This window comes from Methylocella sp., from assembly GCF_044226135.1.
GTDB lineage: Bacteria > Pseudomonadota > Alphaproteobacteria > Rhizobiales > Beijerinckiaceae > Methylocapsa.
In genome coordinates, this window is record NZ_JBGAHM010000004.1 from 82,382 (window position 1) to 108,625 (window position 26,244).

General features: G+C 69.5%; 24 protein-coding genes and 1 pseudogene. 13 read left to right on the forward strand and 12 right to left on the reverse strand.

All coding sequences use genetic code 11. From position 1 onward, the window contains the following. Window positions 1–50: 50 nt before the first annotated feature. Window positions 51–1,901 (reverse strand): dihydroxy-acid dehydratase, encoded by a 1,851-nt coding sequence (gene ilvD / locus ACILRB_RS03460; RefSeq protein ID WP_395664896.1) that lies wholly within the window; start codon window positions 1,899–1,901, stop codon window positions 51–53. 164 nt (window positions 1,902–2,065) lie between these two features. Between ilvD and ACILRB_RS03465 the strand changes: the two genes are divergently transcribed. Further along, window positions 2,066–2,506 carry a nucleoside deaminase gene (locus ACILRB_RS03465; protein WP_395664897.1) on the forward strand — a complete coding sequence of 147 codons (441 nt, stop codon included), beginning with the start codon at window positions 2,066–2,068 and terminating at the stop codon, window positions 2,504–2,506. A 2-nt stretch (window positions 2,507–2,508) separates the two neighbouring features. On the opposite strand, the gene tyrS is transcribed toward ACILRB_RS03465, so the two are convergent. Together tyrS and ACILRB_RS03475 are read right to left on the reverse strand one after the other, a co-directional pair. Next, a complete protein-coding gene (gene tyrS, locus ACILRB_RS03470) occupies window positions 2,509–3,768 on the reverse strand; it encodes a tyrosine--tRNA ligase (protein ID WP_395664898.1) in 1,260 nt (419 codons plus the stop codon). 117 nt (window positions 3,769–3,885) lie between these two features. Next, window positions 3,886–4,512: a hypothetical protein gene (locus ACILRB_RS03475; RefSeq protein ID WP_395664899.1), complete on the reverse strand. Its 627-nt coding sequence runs from the start codon at window positions 4,510–4,512 to the stop codon at window positions 3,886–3,888. A gap of 158 nt (window positions 4,513–4,670) precedes the next feature. Between ACILRB_RS03475 and ACILRB_RS03480 the strand changes: the two genes are divergently transcribed. The 3 genes from ACILRB_RS03480 (at window position 4,671) to ACILRB_RS03490 (ending at window position 7,377) form a co-directional block, all read left to right on the forward strand. Next, complete coding sequence (locus tag ACILRB_RS03480) at window positions 4,671–5,777, forward strand: anhydro-N-acetylmuramic acid kinase (protein WP_395664900.1); 1,107 nt, start codon at window positions 4,671–4,673, stop codon at window positions 5,775–5,777. A 142-nt stretch (window positions 5,778–5,919) separates the two neighbouring features. Beyond that, window positions 5,920–6,486, forward strand: coding sequence for a carboxymuconolactone decarboxylase family protein (locus ACILRB_RS03485; RefSeq protein WP_395664901.1), 567 nt, complete (start codon window positions 5,920–5,922; stop codon window positions 6,484–6,486). 39 nt (window positions 6,487–6,525) lie between these two features. Continuing rightward, complete coding sequence (locus ACILRB_RS03490; RefSeq protein WP_395664902.1) at window positions 6,526–7,377, forward strand: hypothetical protein; 852 nt, start codon at window positions 6,526–6,528, stop codon at window positions 7,375–7,377. Window positions 7,378–7,432: 55 nt separating this feature from the next. On the opposite strand, the gene ACILRB_RS03495 is transcribed toward ACILRB_RS03490, so the two are convergent. Continuing rightward, window positions 7,433–8,122, reverse strand: coding sequence for an alpha/beta hydrolase (locus tag ACILRB_RS03495; protein ID WP_395664903.1), 690 nt, complete (start codon window positions 8,120–8,122; stop codon window positions 7,433–7,435). A gap of 353 nt (window positions 8,123–8,475) precedes the next feature. Between ACILRB_RS03495 and ACILRB_RS03500 the strand changes: the two are divergent. From ACILRB_RS03500 to ACILRB_RS03530, 7 genes and pseudogenes are all read left to right on the forward strand, one after another. After that, window positions 8,476–8,685, forward strand: a pseudogene (locus ACILRB_RS03500) (aminotransferase class V-fold PLP-dependent enzyme); the annotation flags it as partial. A gap of 131 nt (window positions 8,686–8,816) precedes the next feature. Next, a complete protein-coding gene (locus ACILRB_RS03505) occupies window positions 8,817–9,533 on the forward strand; it encodes an aminotransferase class V-fold PLP-dependent enzyme (protein WP_395664973.1) in 717 nt (238 codons plus the stop codon). Window positions 9,534–9,612: 79 nt separating this feature from the next. Continuing rightward, entirely contained in the window at window positions 9,613–11,094 is a 1,482-nt protein-coding gene (gene sufB, locus ACILRB_RS03510; RefSeq protein WP_395664904.1) for a Fe-S cluster assembly protein SufB, read from the forward strand. Between the two features lie 154 nt (window positions 11,095–11,248). Further along, window positions 11,249–12,001: a Fe-S cluster assembly ATPase SufC gene (sufC, locus tag ACILRB_RS03515; RefSeq protein ID WP_395664905.1), complete on the forward strand. Its 753-nt coding sequence runs from the start codon at window positions 11,249–11,251 to the stop codon at window positions 11,999–12,001. Between the two features lie 14 nt (window positions 12,002–12,015). After that, the gene (locus ACILRB_RS03520) at window positions 12,016–13,356 is read left to right on the forward strand and encodes a SufB/SufD family protein (RefSeq protein WP_395664906.1); all 1,341 of its coding nucleotides are present in this window, start codon (window positions 12,016–12,018) and stop codon (window positions 13,354–13,356) included. Next, window positions 13,353–14,597 carry a cysteine desulfurase gene (locus ACILRB_RS03525; protein ID WP_395664907.1) on the forward strand — a complete coding sequence of 415 codons (1,245 nt, stop codon included), beginning with the start codon at window positions 13,353–13,355 and terminating at the stop codon, window positions 14,595–14,597. Before ACILRB_RS03520 ends, ACILRB_RS03525 begins: the two co-directional genes overlap by 4 nt. A 158-nt stretch (window positions 14,598–14,755) precedes the next feature. After that, on the forward strand, window positions 14,756–15,148 hold the full coding sequence (locus ACILRB_RS03530; RefSeq protein WP_395664908.1) for an iron-sulfur cluster assembly protein: 393 nt from the start codon (window positions 14,756–14,758) through the stop codon (window positions 15,146–15,148). A gap of 82 nt (window positions 15,149–15,230) precedes the next feature. Here the strand turns inward: ACILRB_RS03530 and ACILRB_RS03535 are convergent, their stop codons facing one another. The 3 genes from ACILRB_RS03535 to ACILRB_RS03545 are packed head-to-tail and all read right to left on the reverse strand — an operon-like array spanning window position 15,231 to window position 18,444. Next, the gene (locus ACILRB_RS03535) at window positions 15,231–16,418 is read right to left on the reverse strand and encodes a DUF459 domain-containing protein (protein ID WP_395664909.1); all 1,188 of its coding nucleotides are present in this window, start codon (window positions 16,416–16,418) and stop codon (window positions 15,231–15,233) included. Between the two features lie 47 nt (window positions 16,419–16,465). Then, on the reverse strand, window positions 16,466–18,172 hold the full coding sequence (locus tag ACILRB_RS03540) for a SulP family inorganic anion transporter (protein ID WP_395664910.1): 1,707 nt from the start codon (window positions 18,170–18,172) through the stop codon (window positions 16,466–16,468). Beyond that, window positions 18,169–18,444 carry a helix-turn-helix domain-containing protein gene (locus tag ACILRB_RS03545; protein ID WP_395664911.1) on the reverse strand — a complete coding sequence of 92 codons (276 nt, stop codon included), beginning with the start codon at window positions 18,442–18,444 and terminating at the stop codon, window positions 18,169–18,171. Before ACILRB_RS03545 ends, ACILRB_RS03540 begins: the two co-directional genes overlap by 4 nt. A 168-nt stretch (window positions 18,445–18,612) precedes the next feature. On the opposite strand from ACILRB_RS03545, the gene ACILRB_RS03550 reads away from it, so the two are divergent. Further along, window positions 18,613–19,704: a YihY/virulence factor BrkB family protein gene (locus tag ACILRB_RS03550; RefSeq protein ID WP_395664912.1), complete on the forward strand. Its 1,092-nt coding sequence runs from the start codon at window positions 18,613–18,615 to the stop codon at window positions 19,702–19,704. Window positions 19,705–19,743: 39 nt separating this feature from the next. Here the strand turns inward: ACILRB_RS03550 and ACILRB_RS03555 are convergent, their stop codons facing one another. The 5 genes from ACILRB_RS03555 to ACILRB_RS03575 form a co-directional block, all read right to left on the reverse strand. Continuing rightward, window positions 19,744–20,259, reverse strand: a complete 516-nt coding sequence (locus tag ACILRB_RS03555) for a molybdenum cofactor biosynthesis protein MoaE (protein ID WP_395664974.1) — start codon at window positions 20,257–20,259, stop codon at window positions 19,744–19,746. A 27-nt stretch (window positions 20,260–20,286) separates the two neighbouring features. Beyond that, window positions 20,287–20,538 carry a molybdopterin converting factor subunit 1 gene (gene moaD / locus ACILRB_RS03560; RefSeq protein WP_395664913.1) on the reverse strand — a complete coding sequence of 84 codons (252 nt, stop codon included), beginning with the start codon at window positions 20,536–20,538 and terminating at the stop codon, window positions 20,287–20,289. Continuing rightward, entirely contained in the window at window positions 20,539–21,135 is a 597-nt protein-coding gene (pgsA, locus tag ACILRB_RS03565) for a CDP-diacylglycerol--glycerol-3-phosphate 3-phosphatidyltransferase (RefSeq protein ID WP_395664914.1), read from the reverse strand. 54 nt (window positions 21,136–21,189) lie between these two features. Continuing rightward, a complete protein-coding gene (gene uvrC, locus ACILRB_RS03570; RefSeq protein WP_395664915.1) occupies window positions 21,190–23,109 on the reverse strand; it encodes an excinuclease ABC subunit UvrC in 1,920 nt (639 codons plus the stop codon). A 323-nt stretch (window positions 23,110–23,432) separates the two neighbouring features. After that, window positions 23,433–24,638 (reverse strand): PA0069 family radical SAM protein, encoded by a 1,206-nt coding sequence (locus tag ACILRB_RS03575; protein ID WP_395664916.1) that lies wholly within the window; start codon window positions 24,636–24,638, stop codon window positions 23,433–23,435. 755 nt (window positions 24,639–25,393) lie between these two features. Between ACILRB_RS03575 and ACILRB_RS03580 the strand changes: the two genes are divergently transcribed. Continuing rightward, window positions 25,394–25,828: a hypothetical protein gene (locus ACILRB_RS03580; protein ID WP_395664917.1), complete on the forward strand. Its 435-nt coding sequence runs from the start codon at window positions 25,394–25,396 to the stop codon at window positions 25,826–25,828. Window positions 25,829–26,244 lie beyond the last annotated feature (416 nt).

Consider the following 26,244-nt stretch of genomic DNA (forward strand, 5'->3'; position numbering starts at 1 on the left):
GGCGCCGCGTCAGGCGACGGCGGCGGCGCGCCCGAACGGCCCGGCGGGCGTCAGCGCGACAGCTGGTCGACGTCGCGCACCGCGCCGCGCGCGGCGCTGGTGGTCATGGCGGCGTAAGCCCTGAGCGCGGCCGAAACCTTGCGCTGGCGGGCTTCGGGCTTCCAGCCGTCGCGGCCCTTCTCCTCCATGGCGGCGCGGCGGCGGGCGAGCTCGGCGTCGTCGACGGCGAGATGAAGTTTTCGCGCGGGGATGTCGATCTCGATGCGGTCGCCGTCCTCGACAAGGCCGATCGTCCCGCCCTCGGCCGCTTCGGGCGAGGCGTGGCCGATCGACAGGCCCGACGTGCCGCCCGAAAAACGCCCGTCGGTGACGAGGGCGCAGGCCTTGCCGAGGCCCTTCGACTTCAGATAGCTCGTCGGATAGAGCATCTCCTGCATGCCGGGCCCGCCGCGCGGCCCCTCATAGCGGATGACCAGCACGTCGCCGGCCCTGACCCGGTCCTTGAGGATCGCTTCGACCGCCGCGTCCTGGCTCTCGAACACGCGGGCGGGGCCCGAAAAGACGAGGATCGAGGCGTCGACGCCCGCCGTCTTCACGATGGCGCCGTCCTCGGCGAGATTGCCGTAGAGAACCGCGAGGCCGCCGTCCTGCGAGAAGGCGTGGGAGACGTCGCGGATGACGCCCTTTTCGCGGTCGAGGTCGGTCTCCTTCCAGCGCGCCGACTGGCTGAAGGCTTCCTGCGTCGGCACGCCGCCCGGCGCGGCGCGGAAGAATTCGGCGACCGCTTCGCTGTTCGAGCGGCGCAGGTCCCAGCGGTCGAGCGCGTCCTTCATCGTGCCCGAATGGACGGTCTTCGCCTCGCCATGAATGAGGCCGGCGCGCTCGAGCTCGCCCAGAATGGCCATCACGCCGCCGGCGCGATGCACGTCCTCGACATGCACGTCGGCGACGGCGGGCGCGACCTTGCACAGGACCGGCACGCGGCGCGACAGCCGGTCGATGTCGGCCATGGTGAAATCGATCCCGCCCTCGTGCGCGGCGGCGAGGAGATGCAGCACCGTGTTGGTCGAGCCGCCCATGGCGATGTCGAGCGTCATGGCGTTCTCGAAGGCCTTGAAGCTTGCGACCGAGCGCGGCAGGACGGTTTCGTCGTCCTGCTCATAATGGCGCCGCGCGAGATCGACGATGAGATGCCCCGCCTCGACGAACAGGCGCCTGCGGTCGGAATGGGTCGCGAGCGTGGTGCCGTTGCCGGGAAGCGAAAGCCCCAGCGCCTCGGTCAGGCAGTTCATGGAGTTCGCCGTGAACATGCCCGAGCACGACCCGCAGGTCGGGCAGGCCGAGCGTTCGATGGCTTTCACGTCGGCGTCGGAGACATGGTCGTCGGCCGCCGCGACCATGGCGTCGACGAGGTCGAGCGCCTTCTCCTTGCCGGCGAGCACGACCTTGCCGGCCTCCATCGGCCCGCCCGAAACGAAGACCGCGGGAATGTTGAGCCGCAGCGCCGCCATCAGCATGCCGGGCGTGATCTTGTCGCAGTTCGAGATGCACACCAGCGCGTCGGCGCAATGGGCGTTGACCATATATTCGACGCTGTCGGCGATGATCTCGCGCGAGGGCAGCGAATAGAGCATGCCGTCATGGCCCATGGCGATGCCGTCGTCGACGGCGATGGTGTTGAACTCCTTGGCGACGCCGCCCGCCGCCTCGATCTCGCGGGCGACGAGCTGGCCGAGGTCTTTCAGATGCACATGGCCCGGCACGAATTGCGTGAAGGAATTGGCCACCGCGATGATCGGCTTGCCGAAATCGCCGTCCTTCATGCCGGTGGCGCGCCAGAGGCCGCGCGCTCCGGCCATGTTGCGTCCATGCGTGGTCGTGCGGGAGCGATAGGCGGGCATTTGCGAAAGCTTCCAGTCTGGGCGGAAAGATGCGTCTATAACGGGAAGTCGGCGGCTTGTCGCCTTTTTCAAGCGGAGCGGGCGGTTTGAAGCTTGTCGCAGGGGCGCCTTGCGCGGGGCTTGACCCCAATTTGGCCCCCAACTCGGACCCCAATTTGGAGCTCATGTCGGAGCCGATGTCGGCGGCCTTCGCCGAGGCCGAGGCCGCCTATGCCCGCGGCGAGGTTCCGGTCGGCGCGGCGCTCGCGCTGGGCGGCCGGGTGATCGCCGCCGCCGGCAACCGCACGCTCGAACTGTCGGACCCCACGGCGCACGCCGAAATTCTGGCGATCCGGGCGGGCGGGGCGGCGCTCGGCTCGCAGCGGCTCGGGGCCTGCGACCTTTACGTGACGCTCGAACCCTGCGCCATGTGCGCCGGGGCGATTTCTTTCGCGCGCGTCAGGCGGCTTTATTTTGCCGCCTCCGACCCCAAGGGCGGGGCGGTCGACCACGGCCCGCGCTTCTTTTCGCAGCCGACCTGCCACCATGCGCCGGAGGTCTATGAAGGTTTTCGCGAGGCCGAGGCGGCGGCGCTGCTGCGGCGGTTCTTCGCCGAACGCCGCTGAGGCTACACAAGCCGCAGCAGCACATGGCGCTTGCGGCCGAGCGAGAGCTTGACCACGCCGCCCGCGGCGTCGGCGGCGCCGATCTGCGCGCGCTCGTCGGTCACGGCGGCGTCATTGACCCTGAGCCCGCCGCCCTTGACCTGCCGGCGCGCCTCGCCGGTCGAGGCGACGAGCCCGGCCTTGACGAACGCGCTCAGCACGCCGAGCCCGGCCTCGACCTCGGCCGCGGCGATGTCCACTGACGGCAGGTCCTGCGCCAGCGCGCCTTCCTCGAAGGTTTTGCGCGCAGCTTCCGAAGCGGCCTCAGCCGCCTCGCGGCCGTGAGCCATGGCGGTCGCCTCGGTCGCGAGAATCTTCTTGGCGTCGTTGATCTCGGCGCCCGCCAGCGCCTCGAGCCGCGCGATCTCGTCGAGCGGCAGCTCGGTGAAAAGCTTCAAGAACCGGCCGACGTCGGCGTCGTCGCAGTTGCGCCAGAACTGCCAGTATTCGAAAGCCGGCAGCATCGCGGCGTTGAGCCAGACCGCGCCCTGCGCCGTCTTGCCCATCTTGGCGCCCGACGCCGTGGTCAGCAGCGGCGAGGTCAGCGCGAACAGCTGCTCGCGTCCCATGCGCCGGCCAAGGTCGAGCCCGGTGACGATATTGCCCCACTGGTCCGAGCCGCCCATCTGCAGCACGCAGCCCATGCGCCGGTTGAGCTCCACGAAATCATAGGCCTGCAGGCACATGTAGTTGAATTCGAGGAAGGAGAGCTCCTGCTCGCGGTCGAGCCGGAGCCTGACCGAATCCATCGACATCATGCGGTTGACCGAGAAGTGCCGGCCGACGTCGCGCAGGAAATCGACGTAATTCAGCTTGAGCAGCCAGTCGGCGTTGTCGGCCATCACGGCGTCGGCGGGGCCGTCGCCGAAGGCGAGGAAGCGGTCGAACACCTGCTGGATGCCGGCCTTGTTCTCGTCGATCGCCTCGGGGGTGAGAATCCTGCGGCTTTCGTCACGCCCCGTGGGGTCGCCGATCCGCGTCGTGCCCGAGCCCATCAGCGCGACGGGGCGCCCGCCGCTCTTCTGCAGCCAGCGCAGCATCATGATCTGGACGAGCGAGCCGACATGCAGCGAGGCGGCGGTGCAGTCGAAGCCGATATAGCCGCAAAGCCCCCCCTCGAGCGCCCGCGCGTCGAGCCCCTCGAGGTCCGAGCACTGACGCACATAACCGCGCGAGACCAGCGTGCGCAGAAAATCGGAGCGGGGGCGGAAGCTGTCTGACATGTCTTTGACCGGAGGCTTTGTTGGCCTGCGCGCGCGGCGCGGGAGGCGAAGCTTTACCGGCAAAGGGCGCGCCATGGCAAACGCGGGCGCCGCGCGAACGGGGATCAGTCGGCAGGATCATTCAGGCTGCATCGGCTCGGGGCGCGGCCAGGGGATCCCGCTCATGGTCTCGACGTCGGGAACGGAGAGGCCGCGCTTTTTCGCGCGCAGCTTGTCGGCGCCCTGCAGCGTCTCGCCGATGAAGCTCGTCGCGCTGGCCGGCACGACATAGGGCCCGTCGTCGCGGCTGCGGGCGATGGCGTCGCGGGCGACGGCGGCGAGCGATTGACGGAAATCGTTCCCCTCGGGGACGGTCTGGCCGGAAAGCAGCAGGAACATGGTCTGGGCGATCCAGGCGATCGCCTCATTGTCGGCGCGCCGGACCGTCTTGCCGGCGCGCACGACGTCGATCACGGCATGGGTGCATTCATGCACGATCTGCGCGCGCCCCGCATGCGTCGCGTAGAAGCCGAGGTCGCGGCGGGCGAAGCGCAGCGTGTTCGACCTGTCGTTATATTCCGCCAGCGCGTCGGGATCCTCGACCCCGAAACTCACGCCGACGCAATGCTGGCAGACAAGATCGCACAGATAGCCGTAATGATAGCCGAGAATCGAGATTCCGGCGGCGACGAAGCGGATGTCGAGGCAGGCCCGTGAATTGAGCACGCCGACGATTTTCGCGCGCAATTGCAGTTCGTCGCCCATCATGACTTCCTTCGTCGGCTTTCGACCCGCCGAGCCTGCCCGGCGCCGCTTCGCGCCGCCGTGCCCTGGCGCACAAAGCGGCTTGCCTTGAGCGCGGCCGGCGTCGAACATGCGCGCGCGGCGGGAGCCGCGGGACGAGAGCTGGAGAGCGAAGGGCGATGACCTTGCTGCGCGCCATAGGCCTGATGAGCGGCACCTCCATGGACGGCGTCGACGTCGCCTTCATCGAAACGGACGGCGAAAGCCAGATCCGGCTCGGCAATGTCGGCTTCTTTCCCTATGTCGAGGAGGAGCGCGCCCTGCTGCGCCGCGCCCTCGTCGAGGCCGCGACGATCGAAAACCGCCGGCTGCGCCCGCCCGCCGTCGCCGAAGCCGAGGAGATGGTCACGCGCCGCCACGCCGAGGCGGTGAAGCGCTTCATGGACAAGAACCGCTTCGCGGCCGCGGACGTCGACGTGCTCGGCTTCCATGGCCAGACCGTGATGCACAAGCCGAACAAGCGCCTGACCGTGCAGATCGGCGACGGCGAGGCGCTCGCCGCCGCGACCGGGCTCGTCACCGTCCATGACTTCCGCGCCAATGACGTCGCGCGCGGCGGGCAGGGCGCGCCGCTCGTGCCGGCGTTCCACAGCGCGCTCTGCGCGGCGGCGGGCTTTGCGCGGCCGGCGCTCGTCGTCAATATCGGCGGCGTCTCGAACGTCACCTTCTGCGCGCCGGGCGCGCCGCCGATCGCCTGCGACGCCGGCCCCGGCAACGCCCTGATCGACGATCTGATGCTGGCGCGCGCCGGCGTCGCCATCGACCGCGACGGGCGCGCCGCGCTCAGCGGCACGGTGGACCAGGCCGCGCTTGAGGCGCTGCTCGCTGACCCGTTCTTCGCCGCGCCGCCGCCGAAATCGCTCGACCGGGCGTCGATGTCGGGCAAGCCGGTCGAGGATCTGCCGACCGACGACGCGGCGGCGACGCTCAGCGCCTTCACCGCCGAGGCGATCGCCCGCGCGCTGAAGCTGATGCCGGCGGAAGCCGCGATCGCGGTCGTCTGCGGCGGCGGGGCGCGCAACGCGGCGATCATGGGCGAGCTCGAACGGCGCCTGCCGTGCCGGGTCGCCCCGGCGAGCGACTTCGGCTGGTCGATCGACGCCATGGAGGCGCAGGCCTTCGCCTATCTCGCCGTGCGCCGCCTGAAAGACCTGCCGATCTCCTTTCCGACCACGACCGGCGTCGAGGAGCCCCTGACCGGCGGCGTGATCGCGCGGCCGTCCTGATCGCGCCTCCGTCGCCCGGCCTTCGCCGGCGGGCTGGAGACCGGTCGATCGGGAAAGCCTTTGTCGTGAAGATGCGCCATGATCGGCCCGCGCGGGCGACCCTCTGGCCCGCGTCCGTTTTCACCACCGCACAGGAGCCCCCATGCGCCTTCCCCTGATCCCCGTCGCCGAGCTGACGCCCGAGCAGCGCGAGCTCTACGCCGACATGAAGAGCGGGATCGAAACGAGCTTCAAGGGCTTTCGCGCCATTTGCGACAATGGCTCGCTGATCGGCCCGTGGAACCCCTGGCTGCACGAGCCGGGCTTTGGCAAGGCGAGCTGGGATCTCGTCAAGGCGCTCGCCTCGAACCCCTCGCTGCCGAAGAACGTGCGCGAGGTGGCGATTCTCGTCACGGGGACGCATTTCCATTCGGGCTACGAGCTTTACGCCCATGTGCTCGTCGGCGAGATGCGCGGCCTTTCGGATGAAAAGATCTCGACCATCGTCGCCGGCTGCCGCCCGACCGACCTCACGCGCGAGGAAGGGGTCGCCTATGACACGGCCTTCGCGCTGGTCAACGGCGGAGTGCTGCCCGAGCTTCTGTATAAAACGGCGGTCGAGACCTTCACCGCCCATGGCGCGGCCGAGCTGTCCTATCTCGTCGGGCTCTATTGCCTCGTGTCGGTGACGCTGAACACCTTCGACGTGCCGGTTCCCGAGGAAAACTGACGCTGGCGGCGCGTGGCCGCCTTCCCTTGAGAGGCGGCCATGGGCCTCATGTCGAACCTGTTCCGCGGCGATCCGAAGCTCGAGGCCTGCCTCGTGTCGGACCCCGCCCATGTGTTCCAGGGCGCGCAGGGCGCGCATGTCGGCAAGATCCAGCAGGCGCTGGTCACGCTCGGCGCGGGCTTCATCGGCGGCGGCGAGCTCGGGCCGATGCGCTATGGGCTCGCCACGGCGCGGACGGTCGTGGCGTTCAAGGCCAAGCGCGGGATCCTGCAGCCCTGGCAGAGCGTCCCCGACGACATCGTCGGCAAGAAGACCATCGCCGCGCTCGACGCCGAGATCGCCGCGCTCGAAAACAGGCCGGCGCCGCCGCCCTCGCCCTTCGTCATCACGCCGCTCGTGTCGATGACGCCTTATGGCTGGCCGCACAATCACAAGACCTGTCCGCCCGAGGTCGGGCAGGGCGAGCCGGTCGACGGCAGGGTCAACCATATCGCGACCCCGACCAATCCGAAGGCGACCGGCCGGATGCTCAATCTCGGCGGCGAGGGCGAGACCAGATATCTCGGCTTCATCGACGTGGTGTTCTATTTCGTGCCGGAGAGCGCCTGGCGCGGGCGCCCGCTCATCACCTCGATTCCCGACCGCTCGGTCAGCGACATGTGCTCGCGCTCGGCGCCGCTGTCGCATCATGGCAGCCGCGAAAAGGCCTTCGCCGAAATGCGCCGCGTCGCCATGCCGGGCTGCCGCGTCACCTATTCGAACAGCGAAGCGGCCTACGCCGGCATGCGGCCGCACCTGCTCCAGCTCGGCCGCCTCGTGGTCGAGACCGAGGTGAGCTTCAGCACGCACGCCAATGAGGACAACACGGTCCTCGTGATCGAGATGTTCTGACGGGCGCGCCGCGCCCCTTGGCCCGGCGGCGCCTTTTGGCCCGGCGGCGTGCGGCTCAGCGTTTCTCGGCCTGGTCGGAACGCGTCGGCGTCGGCAGGCGCGGCGGATTGCCGAGGCGACGGTCGAGATAGAGCCCGACCTCCTCGACCAGCGGGTCGACGCAGTTCTCGAAGAAATGGTTCGCGCCCGGGATCACCGCGTGCTCGATCACGATGCCCTTCTGCGTCTTGAGCTTCTCGATGAGCGCCGTGACCTCCTTCAGCGGGGCGACGCGGTCCTGGTCGCCATGGACGAACAGGCCGGACGACGGGCAGGGGGCGAGGAACGAGAAGTCGAAGCGGTTGGCCGGCGGGGCGATCGAGATGAAGCCCTCGATCTCCGGGCGGCGCATCAGCAGCTGCATGCCGATCCAGGAGCCGAAGGAGATGCCGGCGATCCAGCAGGCGCGCGCTTCGGGGTTGATCGCCTGGGCCCAGTCGAGCGCGGCGGCGGCGTCGGACAGTTCGCCCTGGCCATGGTCGAAACCGCCCTGGCTGCGGCCGACCCCGCGGAAGTTGAAGCGCAGAACCGCAAATCCGCGCTCGGCGAAGGCGTAATAGAGATTATAGACGATCTGGTTGTTCATCGTCCCGCCGAATTGCGGGTGCGGATGAAGAATGATGGCGATCGGCGCGCCGCGCACGGTCGAAGGATGAAAGCGTCCTTCGATGCGTCCGGCGGGGCCGTTGAACATGACCTCGGGCATGATGTCTCCGTAGCGGCTCTCAACCGTCCATGTGGCGGCGACGGCGCGCTTCGCCAAGGCCGCGCGCGTCCCGAGGCCGAATTTCCCGCGGCCTCTGTTTTCCGGGCGCGCGAGCTGTGCGAGGCTGGCGGCGACGCCGCGCGCGGGAGCCGGCGCGGCCGGGCGACTTCTCTAACATGGGGGCGGGACCGGATGGCAAGAATTTTCCGCGCCGCTTCAATCGGCTGCGCGCGGGCGGCGGGCGGCTGCGCGAGGGCGGCGGGGCGGCCGGGCGGGCGGCGCGCGTGAGCCGCGAACGCGCCTATCTCGACCATAACGCCACGACCGCGCTGCGGCCGCAGGCGCGCGAGGCCATGGCCCGGGCGCTGGCCGTTCCCGGCAACGCCTCCTCGATCCACGCCGAGGGGCGCGCCGCCCGCGCGCTCGTCGAGGACGCCCGCCGCGTCCTGGCCGAAACCTTCGGCGGGCCGGCGTCGGGCGTGACCTTCGCCTCGGGCGGCACGGAGGCGCTCAATCTGGCGCTTTCGCCGACGCTCGAGATCGGCGGGCGCGGCTTCGATCTTCTGCTCATGGGGGCGGGCGAGCACGCCGCCGTCCTCGCCGGCCACCGCTTTCCGGCGGAAGCGGCCGAGACCGTGGCGCTGACGCCTGACGGCGCGCTCGACCTCGGCGCGCTCGCGGCCGCACCGGCGCGATCCAGCCGGTCGCCGCCGCCGCGGCGCTCGTCCACGCCGCCGGGGGTGCGCTCGTGTGCGACGCCGCGCAGGCCGCCGGCAAGGCCGCTTTGTCGTTTGCGGCGACGCAAGCCGACGCGCTGATCGTTTCAGGACACAAATTCGGCGGGCCGCAGGGCGCGGCCGCGCTTTGTTTTGGCGCGGCGGGCGCCCATATCAGGGAGACGCTGCTGCGCGGCGGCGGACAGGAGCGGGGCGTGCGCGCCGGGACCGAGAACGTCGCGGCGATCGCCGGCATGGGCGCGGCGCTCGCGGCCGCGACGGCGGCGCTCGACGCCGAGGCGGCGCGGCTCGCGGGCTGGCGCGACGCGCTCGAGGCCGAAGTCGCGCGGATCGCGCCGGAGGCGGCGTTTTTCGCGCGCGGCGTCGAGCGCCTGCCAAACAGCTCGGCCTTCGCCGTTCCGGGCGTGGAGGCACAGCTTTTGCTCATGCGTCTCGACGTCGAGGGCGTCGCCGTGTCTTCGGGGTCCGCATGTTCGTCCGGCAGGGTGAGGCGGTCCCATGTGCTCGCGGCGATGGGCGTTCCGCCCGGGCTTTCGGGCGGCGCGGTCCGGGTCAGTCTTGGCTGGAGCTCGACCGAGGCTGACTGCGCGCTGTTCGTCGGCGCGCTCGACAGGGCGCTGCGCGCCGTCAGGGCGCGCCGCGCGGGAGCGCCGGAGAGGGTCGGCGCCCGCTGAAGACGGCGGCGGCGCTTCGGTCTATAGTCTCGTGTCTGAACCGGCGGTCCTTGAAACCGGCAGGGTGAGGAGTTTTGAAATGGCGGCTGTGCAGGAGACCGTCGATCGGGTCAAATCGATCGACGTCAGCGAGTATAAATACGGTTTCTTTTCCGACATTGAGTCCGAAAAGGCCCCAAAAGGTCTGAATGAGGACATTGTCCGATTCATTTCAGCCAAGAAGGGCGAGCCGGACTGGCTGACCGAATGGCGTCTTTCCGCCTACCGCCGCTGGCTGACCATGGAGGAGCCGACCTGGGCGCGCGTCGACTTCCCCAAGATCGACTATCAGGACCTCTATTATTACTCGGCCCCGAAGAAGGCGGCCGGGCCGAAGTCGCTCGACGAGGTCGATCCCGAACTGCTCAAGGTCTATGAGAAGCTCGGCATCCCGCTCAGGGAGCAGGAGATCCTCGCCGGCGTCGAGAACCCCAATCCCGAGCGTCGCGTCGCCGTCGACGCCGTGTTCGACTCGGTCTCCGTCGTCACCACCTTCAAGGAGGAGCTGGCCAAGGCCGGCGTCGTGTTCTGCCCGATCTCGGAGGCCGTCCACACCCATCCCGAGCTCGTGAAGAAATATCTCGGCTCCGTCGTGCCGACGACCGACAATTACTACGCCACCCTCAACAGCGCGGTCTTCTCCGACGGCTCCTTCGTCTACATCCCGCCGGGCGTCAAATGCCCGATGGAGCTCTCGACCTATTTCCGCATCAACGAACAGAACACCGGCCAGTTCGAGCGCACCCTGATCATCGCCGACAAGGGCGCCTATGTGTCCTATCTCGAAGGCTGCACGGCCCCGAAGCGCGACGAGAACCAGCTTCACGCCGCCGTCGTCGAGCTCGTCGCCCATGAGGACGCCGAGATCAAATATTCGACCGTCCAGAACTGGTACCCCGGCGACGCCGAGGGCAGGGGCGGCATCTATAATTTCGTGACGAAGCGCGGCGACTGCCGCGGCGACCGCTCGAAGATCTCGTGGACGCAGGTCGAGACCGGCTCGGCGATCACCTGGAAATATCCGTCCTGCGTCCTGCGCGGCGACGGTTCGCGCGGCGAGTTCTACTCGATCGCGATCTCGAACGGACGCCAGCAGGTCGACTCCGGCACCAAGATGATCCATCTCGGCAAGAACACGACGAGCCGGATCATCTCCAAGGGCATCTCGGCCGGGCGCTCGCAAAACACCTATCGCGGCCAGGTGTCGTCGCACCGCAAGGCGACCGGGGCGCGCAACTTCACGAACTGCGACTCGCTGCTGATCGGCGACAAATGCGGCGCGCACACCGTGCCCTACATCGAATCGCGCAACGCCTCGACGCAGTTCGAACATGAGGCGACGACCTCGAAGATCTCCGAAGACCAGCTGTTCTACTGCATGCAGCGCGGCCTTTCGGCCGAGGAGGCGACGGCGCTGATCGTCAACGGCTTCGTGCGCGACGTGCTGCAGCAGCTGCCGATGGAGTTCGCGGTCGAGGCGCAGAAGCTGATCGCGATCTCGCTCGAAGGCAGCGTCGGCTGAGGCGAGGCGCCGGCCCGCCCGCGCGGGCCGGACATCTCAAGGGATCAATCGGGGCGGGACGCCTCAAACGGCCAGCCTCGCTGGCGAGCGGCGCCGCAGGCCAGCGCCGGGCGGCGAAGCCGCGTCCGCCGCGCAACGTCAAGGATCAAACCCAATGCTGGAAATCAAGAATCTCTCCGTGTCGATCGGCGACCGCCTCATCCTCGACGACTTCAACCTGACCGTGAAGGACGGCGAGGTCGCCGCCGTCATGGGCCCGAACGGCACCGGCAAGTCGACGCTCTCCTATGTCGTCGCCGGCCGCCCGGACTACACGATCAACTCCGGCGAGATCCTGCTCAACGGCGAGAACCTGATCGACCTCGATCCGGACGTGCGCGCCGCCAAGGGCGTGTTCCTCGCCTTCCAGTATCCGCTCGAGATCCCGGGCGTCGCCACCATGACCTTCCTCAAGGCCGCGCTCAACGCGCAGCGCAAGCAGCGCGGCGAGGCGGAGCTGACGACGCCGGAGTTCATGAAGCGCGTCAAGGCCGCCGCCGACAAGCTCGAGATCAAGCAGGACATGCTGAAGCGGGCCCTCAACGTCGGCTTCTCGGGCGGCGAGAAGAAGCGCATGGACATCTTGCAGATGGCCCTGCTCGAACCGAGCTTCGCCATTCTCGACGAGACCGATTCGGGCCTCGACATCGACGCGCTGCGCATCGTCGCGGCCGGCGTCAACGCGCTGCGCGCGCCAGACCGCAGCTTCCTCGTCATCACCCATTACCAGCGCCTGCTCGACTACATCGTGCCGGACACGGTGCATGTGATGGCCGGCGGCAAGATCGTGCGCACCGGCGGCCCCGACCTCGCCCTCGAGCTCGAAAAGAGCGGCTATCGCGACTATGTCGCGAGCGCCGCGGCCTGAGCGGGAGAGACGCGATGAACGCCCCCAACACGCCGCCGCGCACCGCCGCGGAAACCGCCCTCGCCGAAAGCTTCGACGCCGCGCTCGCGAAGATTCCGGCGGGCGAGGCGCGCAGCCTGCGCGAAGCCGCCTTCAGCGCCTTCTACGACGCCGGCCTGCCGCATCGCCGCGTCGAGGCCTGGCATTACACCGACCTGCGCGCCCTCATGCGCCAGGCCCTGCCGCTGGCGCCGGCCCCCGCCGCCGAAACGCGCGCCGCGGTCAGGGCCGAGCTCGCGAAATCGGCCCCGGCGCAGCGCCTCGTCGTGGTCGACGGCGTGTTCGCGCCGGAGCTTTCCGACACGCTGCCGGAAGGCGTCAAGGTCCGCTCCCTGACCGACGCCCTCGCCTCCGGCGAAGAGCGGCTTCTGGCGCTCCTCGGCGCGAACGGCTTCCCGACCGATCCGGCGGTCGCGCTCAACGCCGCCCTGATGCAGGACGGCGTGGTGATCGAGGTCGCGCCCGGCGCCGAGATCGTCGCGCCGCTGCGCCTCGTCACGGCCTTCAGCGCGGGCGAGAAGGCGGTCTATCTGCGCTCGGCCTTGATCCTCGGGGCGGGCGCGAAGGCGAGCTTGGTTGAAGAAAGCCTCGCCGGCTTCGAGCCGAAGGCGCAGGTCAACGCCGCGCTCGTCGTCGAGGCGGCCGACGACGCCTCCTGCGGCCTCGTCTCGGTCTTTGCAGGCTACGGGCGGGCGAGCCTCGCCGTCTGCACGCTGATCGCGCGGCTCGGCGCGCGGACGAAGTTCGACGGCTTCTCCCTCGTCGGCGACGCCGGCGTGCTGCGCCGGCAGATCTTCATGCGTTTCGACGGCGCCGACGCCGCGGCCAATGTCAATGGCGTCAACCTTCTGCGCGGCCGCGAGCACGCCGACGTGACGCTGTTCGCGCAGCATGCGGCGCCCGGCTGCGCGGGGCGCGAGATCTTCAAATATGTCCTCGACGAGGAGGCCGTCGGCGTCTTCCAGGGCAAGATCACGGTCGACCAGATCGCCCAGAAGACCGACGGGCGGATGCTGTCGAAGGCGCTGCTGCTGTCCGATTCGGTGGCGATGAACAACAAGCCCGAGCTTGAGATCTTCGCCGACGACGTGGCCTGCGGCCATGGCGCCACTTGCGGCGGCCTGAGCGAGGACCAGCTGTTCTATCTCCAGGCCCGCGGCCTGCCGCGCCCGGTCGCCGAATCGCTGCTGCTCGAAGCCTTCGCCGCCGACCTGACCGACGAACTCGCCGACGAGGCCGTCGCGGCCTGGCTGCGCGAGAAGATCGTCGCCTGGCTCGGCGCGCGCGGCGAGGGCGGCCAGAGGGAAACGCCATGAACAAGCACATCGCGGCGCCCGCGCCCTATGACGTCCTGACCGTGCGCGAGGATTTTCCGATCCTCTCGACGCTCGTCCATGGCAAGCCGCTCGTCTATCTCGACAACGGCGCCTCGGCGCAGAAGCCGAAGCAGGTCGTCGAGCGCATGGTCGCCGCGACCTACCATGAATACGCCAACGTCCATCGCGGCCTGCACCATCTCGCCAACGCCGCGACCGACGCTTTTGAGGCCGCGCGCGAGAGCGTGCGGGGCTTCCTCAACGCCGAGAGCGTGGACAACATCGTCTTCACCAAATCGGCGACCGAGGCGATCAACCTCGTCGCCGCCTCCTTCGGCGAGGCCTTCGTCGAGACGGGCGACGAGATCGTCCTGAGCGTGATGGAGCATCACGCCAACATCATCCCCTGGCATTTTCTGCGCGAGCGCAGGGGCGCCGTGCTGAAATGGGTCGACGTCGACGACGACGGCGGCTTCTCGCTGGAGCGCTTTGAAGCGGCGCTCTCGCCGAAGACCAAGATCGTCGCGATCACCCACATGTCCAACGTGCTCGGCACGGTGACGCCGATCGCGGACGTCATCCGCATCGCCCATGCGCGCGGCGTTCCCGTGCTGGTCGACGGCTCGCAGGGGGCGGTGCATCTGCCGGTCGACGTGCAGGCGCTCGACGCCGATTTTTACGTCGTCACCGGCCACAAGCTGTACGGGCCGACGGGCGTCGGCGCGCTCTACGGCAAGGCGAAATGGCTCGAGCAGCTGCCGCCCTTCCTCGGCGGCGGCGAGATGATCAAGGACGTGACGCAGGATCATGTGACCTACAACGTCCCGCCGCACCGCTTCGAGGCCGGCACGCCGCCGATCATCCAGGCGGTCGGGCTTGGCGCCGCGCTCGACTACATGCGTTCGCTCGGGCGCGACCGCATCCACGCCCATGAGACGGCGCTCTCGGACTACGCCCATGAGCGCCTCGCCGAGGTGAAGACGCTGCGCGTCATCGGCCAGGCCGACGGCAAGGGCGCGATCATCTCCTTCGCCATGGAGGGGGCGCACGCCCATGACGTCGCGACGATTCTCGACTCCTCGGGGGTCGCGGTGCGCGCCGGCACGCATTGCGCGCAGCCGCTGATGACGCGCTTCGGCGTGACCTCGACCTGCCGCGCCTCGTTCGGGCTCTACAACACCTTCGAGGAGGTCGACAAGCTCGTCGAGGCGCTGCTCAAGGCCGAGCGCCTGTTCGCCTGAACCTGACGCCGGAATGGCGAGCTTTTCGCATGGTCTTGAAAACCAAGGCGATCGCGGACAAAAAGGGTCGGATTGTCAGAACCCGGACAAACGCAGGATTTGAACGCAAGCCCCGCCGGCCTTGAACCGGCGCGCGGAAGGAAGCAAGGAGCCGATCCATGGCCGAGGCAATGATGGAACTTGACGCGGAGGCCCAGCCCAATGCGCCGCAGTGGATATTCGACGGCTCCATCCCCCAGGCCGAGCGCGCGCGCCTGATGGACGACACGGTCGCGGCGTTCAAGACGATTTTCGATCCTGAAATTCCCTGCGACATCTATGAGCTCGGCCTCATCTACAAGGTCGAGGCGACCGCCGAGAAGTTCTTCAAGGTCGAGATGACCCTGACCGCGCCCGGCTGCCCGGTCGCCGGCGAACTGGCGCGCCAGGTCGAGACGGCGGTCAGCTCGGTCGGCGGCACGCTCGGGGTCATGGTCAATATCGTGTTCGAGCCGCCATGGGACCAGTCCCGCATGTCCGACGAGGCGCGCGTCGCGCTCGACATGTTCTGACGCGCGCGTCCGCCGGGGTCTGGCGGCCCGGCCGCGTGATCGCGCGGCCAATCCTGTCGAGGCCGGTCTTTCTGGGCCGGGCTTATGGGGGCCATGAAAAATCGTCGGCGCGGCCGGGCTGCGGCGCGCCCGGCTGCGGCGTCCGGCGCGGCGCGCCGCCCGTGCGCGAGGCGAGTTCGCCCCCCGGCGCCCGGGCGGGGCCGGTCAGCGGCAGCACCGGGCCGGCGATCGGTTTTTCGACCGGGGCGGCCAAAGGCTCGCCGCCGGCGGACGGCGTCTCGTCCGCGCCCGGAAGCCGCGCTTCGGCCGGCGCCGGAACGCCCGGGCTCTCGGGGTTTTTCTGGCGCGTCGTCTCGTCGAGGCGACGGCGGATTTCGGGCTCGATGAAATGCGCGAGCTTGCGCGCGCCGGCCTGGGTGAAATGAATCCCGTCGGCCGCGCGCAGTCTGACGATCTCGCCGTTGACGTCGGGGCCGGTCGCGCTGAAGGCGCCGCTTTCGGTCGCGAAAGCCTCCCACAGGTCGATGAATTTCGCGCCTTCGGCCTCGGCGTGGACGCGGTAGAGATCGTTGAAGGCCGAGGCGTCGGCGGCGAGCCGCTCGCTCTTCATCACCGGCAGGCCGGCCCAGAGCAGGGGAATGTTCTTCTCGCGGAAGGCGCGCGCGATCCGCTCGACGCGGGCGGCGTAGGCCGCCTTCCATTCGGGCGTGAGCGGCTCGAAGGCGCCGCCCGCGCCGTCGCGCAGCGTCTGGCGGTCGTTGCTGCCGATCATGATCACGGCGATGTCGATCTTCTCGCCGCTCGCCAGCATCTCGTCGACGGTTTTTGGCCAGTCGAAGAAATCGTCGCGCACGAGGCCCGAATTCTCCTTGGCCCTGCGCCTGACCGCGACGTCGGGGCGGTCGGCGAAGGCCTCCGTCAGCCCGTGGCCGAGCATCTGGCCGAGGCTGTCGCCGAGCACGGCGACGAAATAGGTCGGCTCGACCGCGGGCGTCGCCGGCTTTTGCGCATGGGCCGGCTCCTGCGGCCGCGCCGCGCGCTTTGGCTTTGGCGCCGCGGAGCTCGGCGCGCGGCGGATTTCGGGCGCGCGCTTCATCGCCGGGCCCGGCTGCTGCTGCGGCTTGAACAGGTCGGTGAACCAGCCGAGCGGATTGAAGTCCTGCGCCGCGGCCGGCCCCGCGAGCGCCAGCGCGGCGAGCAGAAGCGCCGCGAGAAAAAACGCGGCGGGGTTCGCGCCGGTGTGTCGCGACGAAGGGCTCGGCGGCGTCATGCGGCGGATTTTAGAGCGAAAGCCGGCCGGCGGGAAGGCGCCGGCCTTCATCCCGCGCTGGCGGGGTTCCCGGCGCGGGCGGCGAGCGCGCCGCGGGCCGCCGCGGCGGCGTCCTTCACATTGGCCTTGAAGCGCGCGTGGCGCACGCCGTCCGTGGCGGTGATGAGCGCGCGGCGCACCGCCTTCGAGGCGCCGCAGACATAGACCAGCACGCCGTTGCGATGCGCCTTGGCGGCGAAGCCGCCGATCGCGGCGGCCGCGGTCGAATCGAGCTCCAGCACGTCGGCGAGGTCGATGACGAAGGCTTTGGGCTGCTGCGCCAGCTCGTCGAGCGCGGCGGCGACGCCCGCCGCCGCGCCGAAGAAGAAGGCGCCGGAGATCTTGATCGCGACGACGTCGCCGTCCTGCGTCAGCGCGGGGTCATAGGCGTCCTCGTCGCCGTCCTCGGGCTGCTGCGCCGCGCCGAAGGTCTGGACCTGCAGCGTGTGCGACATGCGCCGCATGAAGATCAGCGAGGCGAGGCTGAAGCCCGCCAGAATGCCGGTGACGAGATCGCGGAAGATGGTGAGCAGAAAGGTCGAGAGCACCACCACGGCGTCGCCGCGCGAGGTGCGCATGAGGCTCGCGAAGGCGTGCGTCTCGGCCATGTTCCAGGCGACGACGGCGAGCACGCCGGCGAGCGAGGCGAGCGGAATATAGGAGGCGAGCGGCGCCGCGATCATCATGAACAGCAGCAGGAACAGCGAATGCAGCATGCCGGCGACGGGGCTGCGCGCGCCCGAGCGCACATTGGTGGCGGTGCGCGCGATCGTGCCCGTGACGCAGACGCCGCCAAACAGCGAGGAGGCGACGTTGGCCGCGCCCTGGGCCAGAAGCTCGCAGTTGGAGCGGTGACGCCGGCCCGACATCGAATCGGCGACGACCGCCGAAAGCAGGCTCTCGATGCTGCCGAGCAGGGCGAAGGAGATCGCCGCCGGCAGCATGTCGAGGATTCTGGCGGGCGTGAGGGCGGGCAGGGCCGGCGCCGGCAGGCCGCGCGGAACGCCGCCGAAATGCGAGCCGATGGTCTCGACCGGAAGGGAGAGAAACGCGCCGGCGATCGAGGCGAGCACGACGGCGATCAGCATGCCGGGCCATTTCGGACGGAAGCGCCGCACGGCCAGAATGACGGCGATCGAGCCGAGCGAGACCAGCAGCGCCGCCGGCGTCGCGCTCGGCAGGGCGGGCCCCAGCGCGCCGAGCTTCTCGATCAGCGGCCCGGGCTCGGGCGCGGACAGGCGCAGGCCAAGCAGGTCCTTGATCTGGCTCGCGAAAATGATCGCCCCGATGCCGGCGCTGAAGCCGACGGTGACAGGGTAGGGAATGAATTTGACAAAGGTCCCGAGCCGCAGCGCGCCGATCACGGCGAGGATCAGGCCTGACAGGAAGGTCGCGAGCAGAAGCCCGTCGACCCCATGCGTCGCGACGGTCGTCGCGACGAGCACGATGAAGGCGCCGGCCGGCCCGCCGATCTGGAAGCGGCTGCCGCCGAGCGCCGAGACGAAGAAGCCGCCGACGATGGCCGTGTAGAGGCCGCGGTCCGGCGTGACGCCCGAGGCGATGGCGATGGCCATGGAAAGCGGCAGGGCGACGATGGCGACGGTGAGCCCGGCGACGGCGTCGGCGCGCAGGTCGTCGAGCCGATAGCCCTCGCGCAGCGTGGTGACGAGCTTCGGCGTGAACTGCGCGGCGACGCCGGCGTCGACGGCGCTCATTGCGGCGCTCCGGATCTTTTCGCGCCGCCGGTCCTGAGGCGCACCCCGCGCCCGCCCGAAAGGCTCGCCGCGCCCTCGCCGATCAGCTCGACGCCGGCGCGCTCCAGCGCCTCGACGACGCGGGTCAGCGTGTCGACCACGCCGCGCACATTGCCCTCGCTGGCCTCCATCCGCTGGATCGTCGGCAGCGACAGCCCGGACATTTCGGCGAGCTGCTTCTGGTCGACGCCGAGCAGGGCCCTCGCCGCCCGCATCTGCGCGGCCGTCATCATGGCGGATCTCCGAACACGGTCAGGCTTCAGGATCGAATATTGATTGTTTATATATCATAAATGAGTTTCAGCGCATCAATTCTTATGGTTTCTGCGTGATGCAGGCGCGGCGCAACCAAAGCCGCGCATGGCTGGTTTAGGACAAAGGCCGGGCCCTGCGCCTGGAAAGTGGCGGGGACGCTGATGCTGCGCAAGACCGACGCCGGGCCGCAAGACGGCCCGCCACGCCCGCCCGGCGCGGCCAACGCCCTGGCGGTCGCGGCCGTCGCCCTGTATGCGGCGCTGCGCGACGCGCGCGGCGGCGCCCCCGGGCGGCCCGCGGCGCAGCGCGAGAACGCGCTTTTGCGCAAGCCCGCGCCGGCGCCGGCGCAAAAAGGCGCGCCGCCACAGCCCGCGCGCCATCCGGCCGAAATCCCGGCGGCAGGCTGGAAAAGCATTCTTCGCCGCACATGGGACGGGTTCAATTCGGACCGCATCATGCTGGTCGCGGCCGGGATCGCCTTTTATCTGCTGCTGTCGATCTTTCCGGCCATTTCGGCCTTCGTCTCGCTCTACGGCTTCGTCGCCGACCGCTCGACCATCGCCGCGCGCGTCGACGTGCTGCACGGGGTGCTGCCCGAGGGCGGCGTCGAGCTTCTGCAACAGGAGACGACCCGCATCGCCGCCGCCGGCCAGAGCGGGCTCAGCCTCGTCTTCCTGTTCGGCCTCGCCGTTTCGCTGTGGAGCGCGAACAACGGCATGAAGGGCCTTTTCGAGGGCATGAACGTCGTTTACGAGCAGCCGGAGAAACGCAGCTTCGTGCGCCTGAACCTGCAGTCGCTCGGCTTCACCTTCGCCGCCATGATCTTCGCGATGATCGCGCTCGGCGCGATCGTGGCGGCGCCGATCGCGCTCAACTTCGTCGGCTTCGCCAGCATGACGGCGACGATCATCGCCCTTGGGCGCTGGCCGCTTCTTTATTTCGGGCTGGTGCTGGCGCTCGCCGTGCTCTACCGCTACGGCCCGAGCCGCGAGCCTGCGGCGCCATGGCGCTGGATCACCTGGGGCAGCGCCACGGCCTCGGCGCTGTTTCTGGTCGTGTCGATCCTGTTCTCCTGGTATGTCGCCAATTTCGGCCATTACAACGCGACCTATGGCTCGCTTGGCGCCGCCATCGGCTTCATGACCTGGATATGGCTGTCGATCACCGTGGTGCTGCTCGGCGGCGAGCTCAACTCCCAGATCGAGCGCCAGGCCGGCCGCAGGAGAGAGCCGGACTGAGCGCGCCCGACCGAGCGCGCCGCGCCCGCCCCAAAGCGATCACGCCGAGCCCTGCGGCGGTCGGTCGGCGCCTCCCGCCTGATCCCAGCGCGCCGCGGCGTCGTCGTCTTCGGCTTTGGCCTCGACCCAGCTCGCGTCGCCCGCGCCGGCGAAACGCTGCTTCTTCCAGAACGGCGCGCTGGTCTTTAAAAAATCCATCAGGAATTCGGCGGCCGCGAAGGCCGCGGCGCGATGGCGGCTCGCCGCGCCGACGAAGACGATCGGCTCCCCCGGCGCGATGACGCCGAAGCGATGAATGACGACGAGCCCCTGCAGCGGCCAGCGCTCCAGCGCCTTCGCCGCGACGCGGCCGATCTCGGCCTCGGCCATGCCGGGGTAATGCTCGATTTCGAGCGCGGCGAGCGAGCCGTCCTCGTCGCGGCAGAGGCCGGTGAAGGTCACGACCGCGCCGACGTCGACGCGCCCCTGCGTGAGCCGCGCGGTTTCGGCGGCGGCGTCAAAGCGGGCCGCCTCGACGCGCACGCGCGCGGCGCGGCCCGCGGGAGGCCCGTCCATGGCGCCGACCACGCGCCGCGTCTCCCTTCAGCCGCCGGTCATGGGCGGAAAGAAGGCGATCTCCCGCGCGCCCGAGATCGGCGCCTCGGGCCGCGCATGGGCGCGGTCGATCGCCGCGCGCACCGCCCTGTCATGGCCGAAGGCGTCGGCGTAGCCTTCGCCGCGCCCGCGCAGCCAGCCGATCAGTTCGCCAAGCGTCGCCACCCCGTCAGGCGGCGTGAACTCCTCCTCGGCGAGCCCGACCTTCTCGCGCACGGAGGCGAAATAGAGCGCCTTCATTCAATCCTCCGACAGATGTTGCAGGCTGGCCTTGAGGTAATCCCATCCGGTGTAGATGGTGAGCAGGGCGGCGGCCCAGAACAGGGCGAGGCCGATCTCGCTCGTATGGGGCAGCACGACGTCGCCCGCCGGCCCCGCGACCAGAAAGCCCAGCGCCACGAGCTGCAGCGTGGTCTTCCATTTGGCGATGCGGCTCACGGGGATCGAGGCCTTGACCTCGGCGAAGAACTCGCGCAGCCCGGACACCAGAATCTCGCGGCACAGGATGACCACGGCGGCGACGAGCGAATAGCCGGCGATGGTGTGGTCGGCGACGAGCATCATGAGCACGGCGGCGACGAGCAGCTTGTCGGCGATCGGGTCGAGCATCCGGCCGAGCGCGGACTGCTGTCCGAGACGGCGCGCCAGATAGCCGTCGAGGAAATCGGTGACGCCGGCCGCGACGAACACGCCAAGCGCGGTCCAGCGCATGGCGTGCGCCTCGGGCCAGAACAGGCAGCCGACCACCACCGGAACGGCGACGACGCGTCCGTAGGTGAGCAGATTCGGCACGTTGAACGCGCGCCGGGGACCTCGGGAGACGGACGTGATCGCCATGGGGGCAGGGAACAACCTTCGAAAGTCGGCGTCAATAGAACCCGGTTGAACGAGCTATGCGCCCTTTTCATGGAAGAAGTCATAGACGAGACGCGCGGTCGCCGCATTGACGCCGTCGACTTTTTCGAGATCGGCGAGCGCCGCGCGCGAAATCGCCTTGGCCGTGCCGAAGGCGTGCAGCAGGGCGCGCTTGCGGGCCGGGCCTATGCCGGCGATCTCGTCGAGCGGGCTGCGGGTGAACTCCTTCCTGCGCCGCGCGCGGTGAGTCCCGATGGCGAAGCGATGCGCCTCGTCGCGCAGGCGCTGCACGAAATACAGCGCCGGATCGCGCGGCGAAAGGCGGAACGGCGGCTTCGTTTCGGTGAAAAACGTCTCGCGCCCGGCGTTGCGGTCGACGCCCTTGGCGATCGAGGCGACGCTCACCCCTTCGACGCCGAGCTCGGAGAACACCGCGCGGGCCGCGTCGAACTGGCCCTGGCCGCCGTCGATGAGCACGAGATCGGGCCTTTGCGGAAAGCCGTCCTCCAGCGCCGGCCCGGCCTCGCGCCCGCGCGCGGCCTCCTCCCGCGCGAGGCGCGAGAAGCGGCGGCGCAGCACCTCGCGCATCATGCCGTAGTCGTCTCCGGGCGTCAGTTCGTCGCCCTTGATGTTGAAGGTGCGGTAATGCGCCTTCATGAAGCCGCCCGCGCCGGCGACGACCATGGCGCCGACGGCGTTCGTCCCCATGATGTGCGAATTGTCGTAGATTTCGACCCGGCGCGGCGGATGCTCGACGCCGAGCGCCGCGCCGAGCGCGGCGAGAAGCTGCTCCTGCGACGAGGATTCCGAAAGGCGGCGCGACAGCGCCTCGCGCGCGTTCTGGGCCGCATGCTCGACGAGCTCGCGCTTTTCGCCGCGCTGCGGCCGGCTCACCTCGGTCCTGCGGCCCGCGCGCGCCGAGAGCGCTTCGGCGAGCACGGCGGCGTTTTCGACCTCCTCATTGACGAGGACGAGGCGCGGCGCGGGCTTGTCGGCGTAAAACTGCGCGAGGAAGGCGTCGAGAACCTCGGACGAGGAGAGGCTTCGGTCGGCGCGCGGAAAATAGGCGCGGTTGCCCCAGTTCTGATAGGTGCGGAAGAAAAAGACCTCGACGCAGAACTGGCCGGCCTCCTCGGCGACGGCGAAGACGTCCGCCTCCTCGACCGTGCGCGGATTGACGCCCTGGGCGCCCTGGATCGCCGAAAGCGCGGCGATGCGGTCGCGCAGGCGCGCGGCCCGCTCGAACTCCAGCGCGTCGGAGGCGCGCCCCATTTCGGCGGCGAGCTCGTCGCGGATCGCCCGGCTCCTGCCGGACAGGAAGCCGCGCGCCTCGGCGACGAGCCGCGCGTAGCTTTCGGGCGAAATCTCGCCGGTGCACGGCGCCGAGCAGCGCTTGATCTGATGCAGCAGGCAGGGGCGCGTGCGGTTCTCGAAATAGCTGTCGGCGCATGAACGCAGCAGAAAGGCGCGCTCGAGCGCGTTCATGGTGCGGTTGACCGCCCAGACGCTGGCGAAGGGGCCGAAATAATCGCCCTTGCGCGTGCGCGCGCCGCGATGCTTGAGGATCTGCGGCGAGGGGTGGTCGCCCGCGAGAAGAATGTAGGGGAAGGATTTGTCGTCGCGCATCAGCACGTTGAAGCGCGGCTTCATCTGCTTGATGTAATTGGCTTCGAGCAGCAGCGCCTCGGTCTCGGTCTCGGTCGAGACGAAGACCATGGAGGCGGTGAGCGCGATCATGCGGGCGATGCGTCCCGTATGGCCGACCGGGCGCGTATAGCTCGCGACGCGCTTTCGCACGCTTTTCGCCTTGCCGACATAAAGCACCTCGCCGTCGTCGGCGATCATGCGATAGACGCCGGGCCCGAGCGGCGCCTGGCGCCAGTGGCTGCGGATGACCGCCGCGCCGCGGCGCAGCGAGCCGGGCGCGACGTCTTCGCCGCCAAGATCGAGCTCCACGCCGGGCGGCTCGTCGCCAGTCTGATCCTCCGGAAGCGGATCTTCCTGCGGCGGGGCGTCCTGGAGTGAGGCCTCTCGGGGCGAGGCGCCGCGTCGTGCGGGCTCGCCCTCCGGCGGCGCGGCAGGCGAGCGGGCGCCGGACCATGCGGCGGAAAAGGACTCGCGGGGCTGCGCCTCGCCGTAAACGGACGCGCCCTGAAGCGCGTCGCCAGGGCCGCCGGAGGCGCGGTCGTCTTTGTCGGTCGGGACCATCAGAGGCAGATTTAGGCGATCGGGCCCTCCATGAAAAGATTGGCGCGCAACGCGCGGGGCCGGCGGCGCGGTCAAAAGAGCCTGAGCTGCTCGCCAGGGCGCGTCGGGCGCTCGAACAGATCCACGCGCAGCGGCGCGCGGCTCTTGCCGAGGCCGAGCCGCGCGGCCGCGGCCTCGAAGCGCCGCCCGATCATCCAGGCGTAGGGGCCGGCGCCGGTCATGCGCTTGCCGAAGGCGCCGTCATAGAGCTTGCCGCCGCGCGTCGAGCGCACGAGCGAGAGCACGCGGCGCAGCCGGTCGGGGTAATGGGCCATCAGCCATTCGGCGAACAGGTCGCGCAGTTCGAGCGGCAGGCGCAGCATGACATAGCCGGCTTCGCGCGCGCCGGCGGCCCGCGCACGCTCGAGAATGGCCTCGATCTCGCTGTCGTTGATCGCCGGGATGATCGGCGCCGTCAGGACGGCGGTCGGGACGCCGGCTTCGGACAGGCGGCGGATGGTTTCGAGGCGCCGCTCGGGCGAGGGCGCGCGCGGCTCCATGCGCCGGGCGAGCACGGGATCAAGCGTCGTCACGGAGATCGCGACCTTGACGAGGCCCTGCGCCGCCATCGGCGCGAGCAGGTCGAGGTCGCGCAGCACGAGCGCCGACTTTGTGACGACGCCGACCGGATGCCTCGCCTTCGCCAGCGTTTCGAGCACGCCCCGCGTCAGCCTCTCGGTCCGCTCGATAGGCTGGTAGGGGTCGGTGTTCGCGCCAAGCGCGATCGGCTTCGGCTGATAGGCGGGCGACGACAGTTCGCGCTCGAGCAGGGCCGCGGCGTTGACCTTGGCGAACAGCCGCGTCTCGAAGTCGAGGCCGGCCGAAAGCCCGAGAAAGGCGTGCGAGGGCCGCGCGAAACAATAGACGCAGCCATGTTCGCAGCCGCGGTAGGGGTTGATCGACCGGTCGAAGGAGATGTCCGGCGAGTCGTTGCGCGTCACGATGGATTTCGCGCGCTCGCGCGACACGATCGTGCGCAGCGGCGGCAGATCTTCCAGACTGGCCCAGCCGTCGTCTTCCTCGACGCGCCGTTCGGCCTCGAAGCGCCCGCTGGCGTTGGAGAGCGCGCCGCGGCCCTTGCGGGGGAGCGACGGCGTCTCGGCGGCGTCTTCGCGCCGGGCGGCGCGCCGCCGCGCCGGCGCGGGCCTCGACGCGTCGGCGGCGCGACGCGGGGTCTCGGCGCGGGAGCTTTCGGCGCAAGGTCTTTCGACAAGAGTCGAAGCGTCGGCGTAGGTCATGGCCGCCCTCAAGACGAAGCCGGGAGAACATTCGCCCGATGTGCAGCCTGAAGCTGCGCCTCAGCGATCAGATAGAGAACATATAAGGAACATTGAGGGGCGGGTCAATGCGCTCTGTGGATAATTTTTGGGATGTCGGCGCGACGCGCCCCGACGGCGGACGGAAGATTTGACGACGGATTTGATCTTACTCAAATGAGCTAAGTCGTTCACGACGATTTTAAGCATAAATGCCATATTCATGATCACTCTCTTGAAAAACCAAGCTTAGGATTGTATCTCTCTTTTGTGAGAGAGATCGGGGCGCGGTCAGGCGCTTTCAGGCGAAGCGCCGTGTCTCTGCAAGGCCTCGGCCTGTCTCTCATGGTGTTTCGTGTCGCAGGAGGCGCATATGAGCGCTGTTTGCGAAGCGGATCGCCGGAGGCGCCGCGGCGAGACGGGACGCGGGGCGTCAAGTAAATAAGACAGTATACTTGAAAAGACGCGCCATTCGGCTCTCTCTGAGCGGCGCGACGGCGCCCGTTACGACGGGCGTCATGCCTGTTCCTTTCGTCCCGACGCCGGAGCGGAACGAAGACTGCGCCGCGACTTGTCGCGGCGGAGCGGCGAGCCTGCGGCCCGCCGCCGGCATGGTCCCGGCGAACCGCCGGCCGCGAGGCGCACGGCCCGATCGGGACGCATGCCTGGCTCAAGGCGAGGCTGGCAGACTTCGGGTCGCCGTCTCGACGGTCACGAACAGAAACCGAGTGGACAGAATGAAAGCGCTCGCCACGTCCTTCGCCGCCATCTTCCTTGGCGCCTCCTTCACTCTTGGAGCGTCCTGCGCGTTCGGGGCCTCCGCCGCGTCCGCCGCCGGGGCCTCCGCGAACGTCGCCATCCTTCCGGCGCCGGCGGACGACGTGACCGGCGCGATCGCGCCCGACGCCGCGGACGGCGTTCCCGTGCTTGATTTTTCGCGAAGCTGCGCCCTGGCGTTCGCGTCGCGGGAGGCCGCCGGGGCCTGCATGAGCCGCGAAGAGGCGGCGCTCGCCCAGTTGCGGAAGCAATGGGCCGCGCTTCCGCCGCGGGTCAGGACGCTGTGCGTCGCGCGCGTCCCCCGGGGCGTGGCGCGCGCCTATAGCGCGCTGGCCGATTGCGCGGTCAAGGAAGGCCGGCTTGAAAAATTCCGGCTGATGCAAAGCGCGCGCTGACGCCGCGGCCGGAGTCGTCCCGACTGGACCGCGCCTTGCGGCAGTCGAGCGTCCGGCCGTTTGAGAGACGCAGCGTCGCGGCCTCGCCGCGCGGCCGGTCAGGGACGCCCCGACGCCGACATGGCGTTCGCCCCGCGCGCCGCTCTCGCGGCGCAGGCGATGGAGCGCGCGGTCAAACGCGAGCGCCGGCGCGTCGCCGTCGATCCCGAAGCGCGCCTTGCGTCCGCCGCAGACGAGATCGCTCGCGAAAGCGAACGGCCGACAGGGCGCAGCCGCAGCACGCCGACCCTGATCCGCGCCGCGTCCGTCGCGATGGGGATCGCGTCGCCCAGAAACCGCGCCCCGCCGCCGATCGCCGCCGCGCGCAGGCGCAAACGGCTGACGCCCGCAAGACGCGCGCGAAAGATCCCGATCTT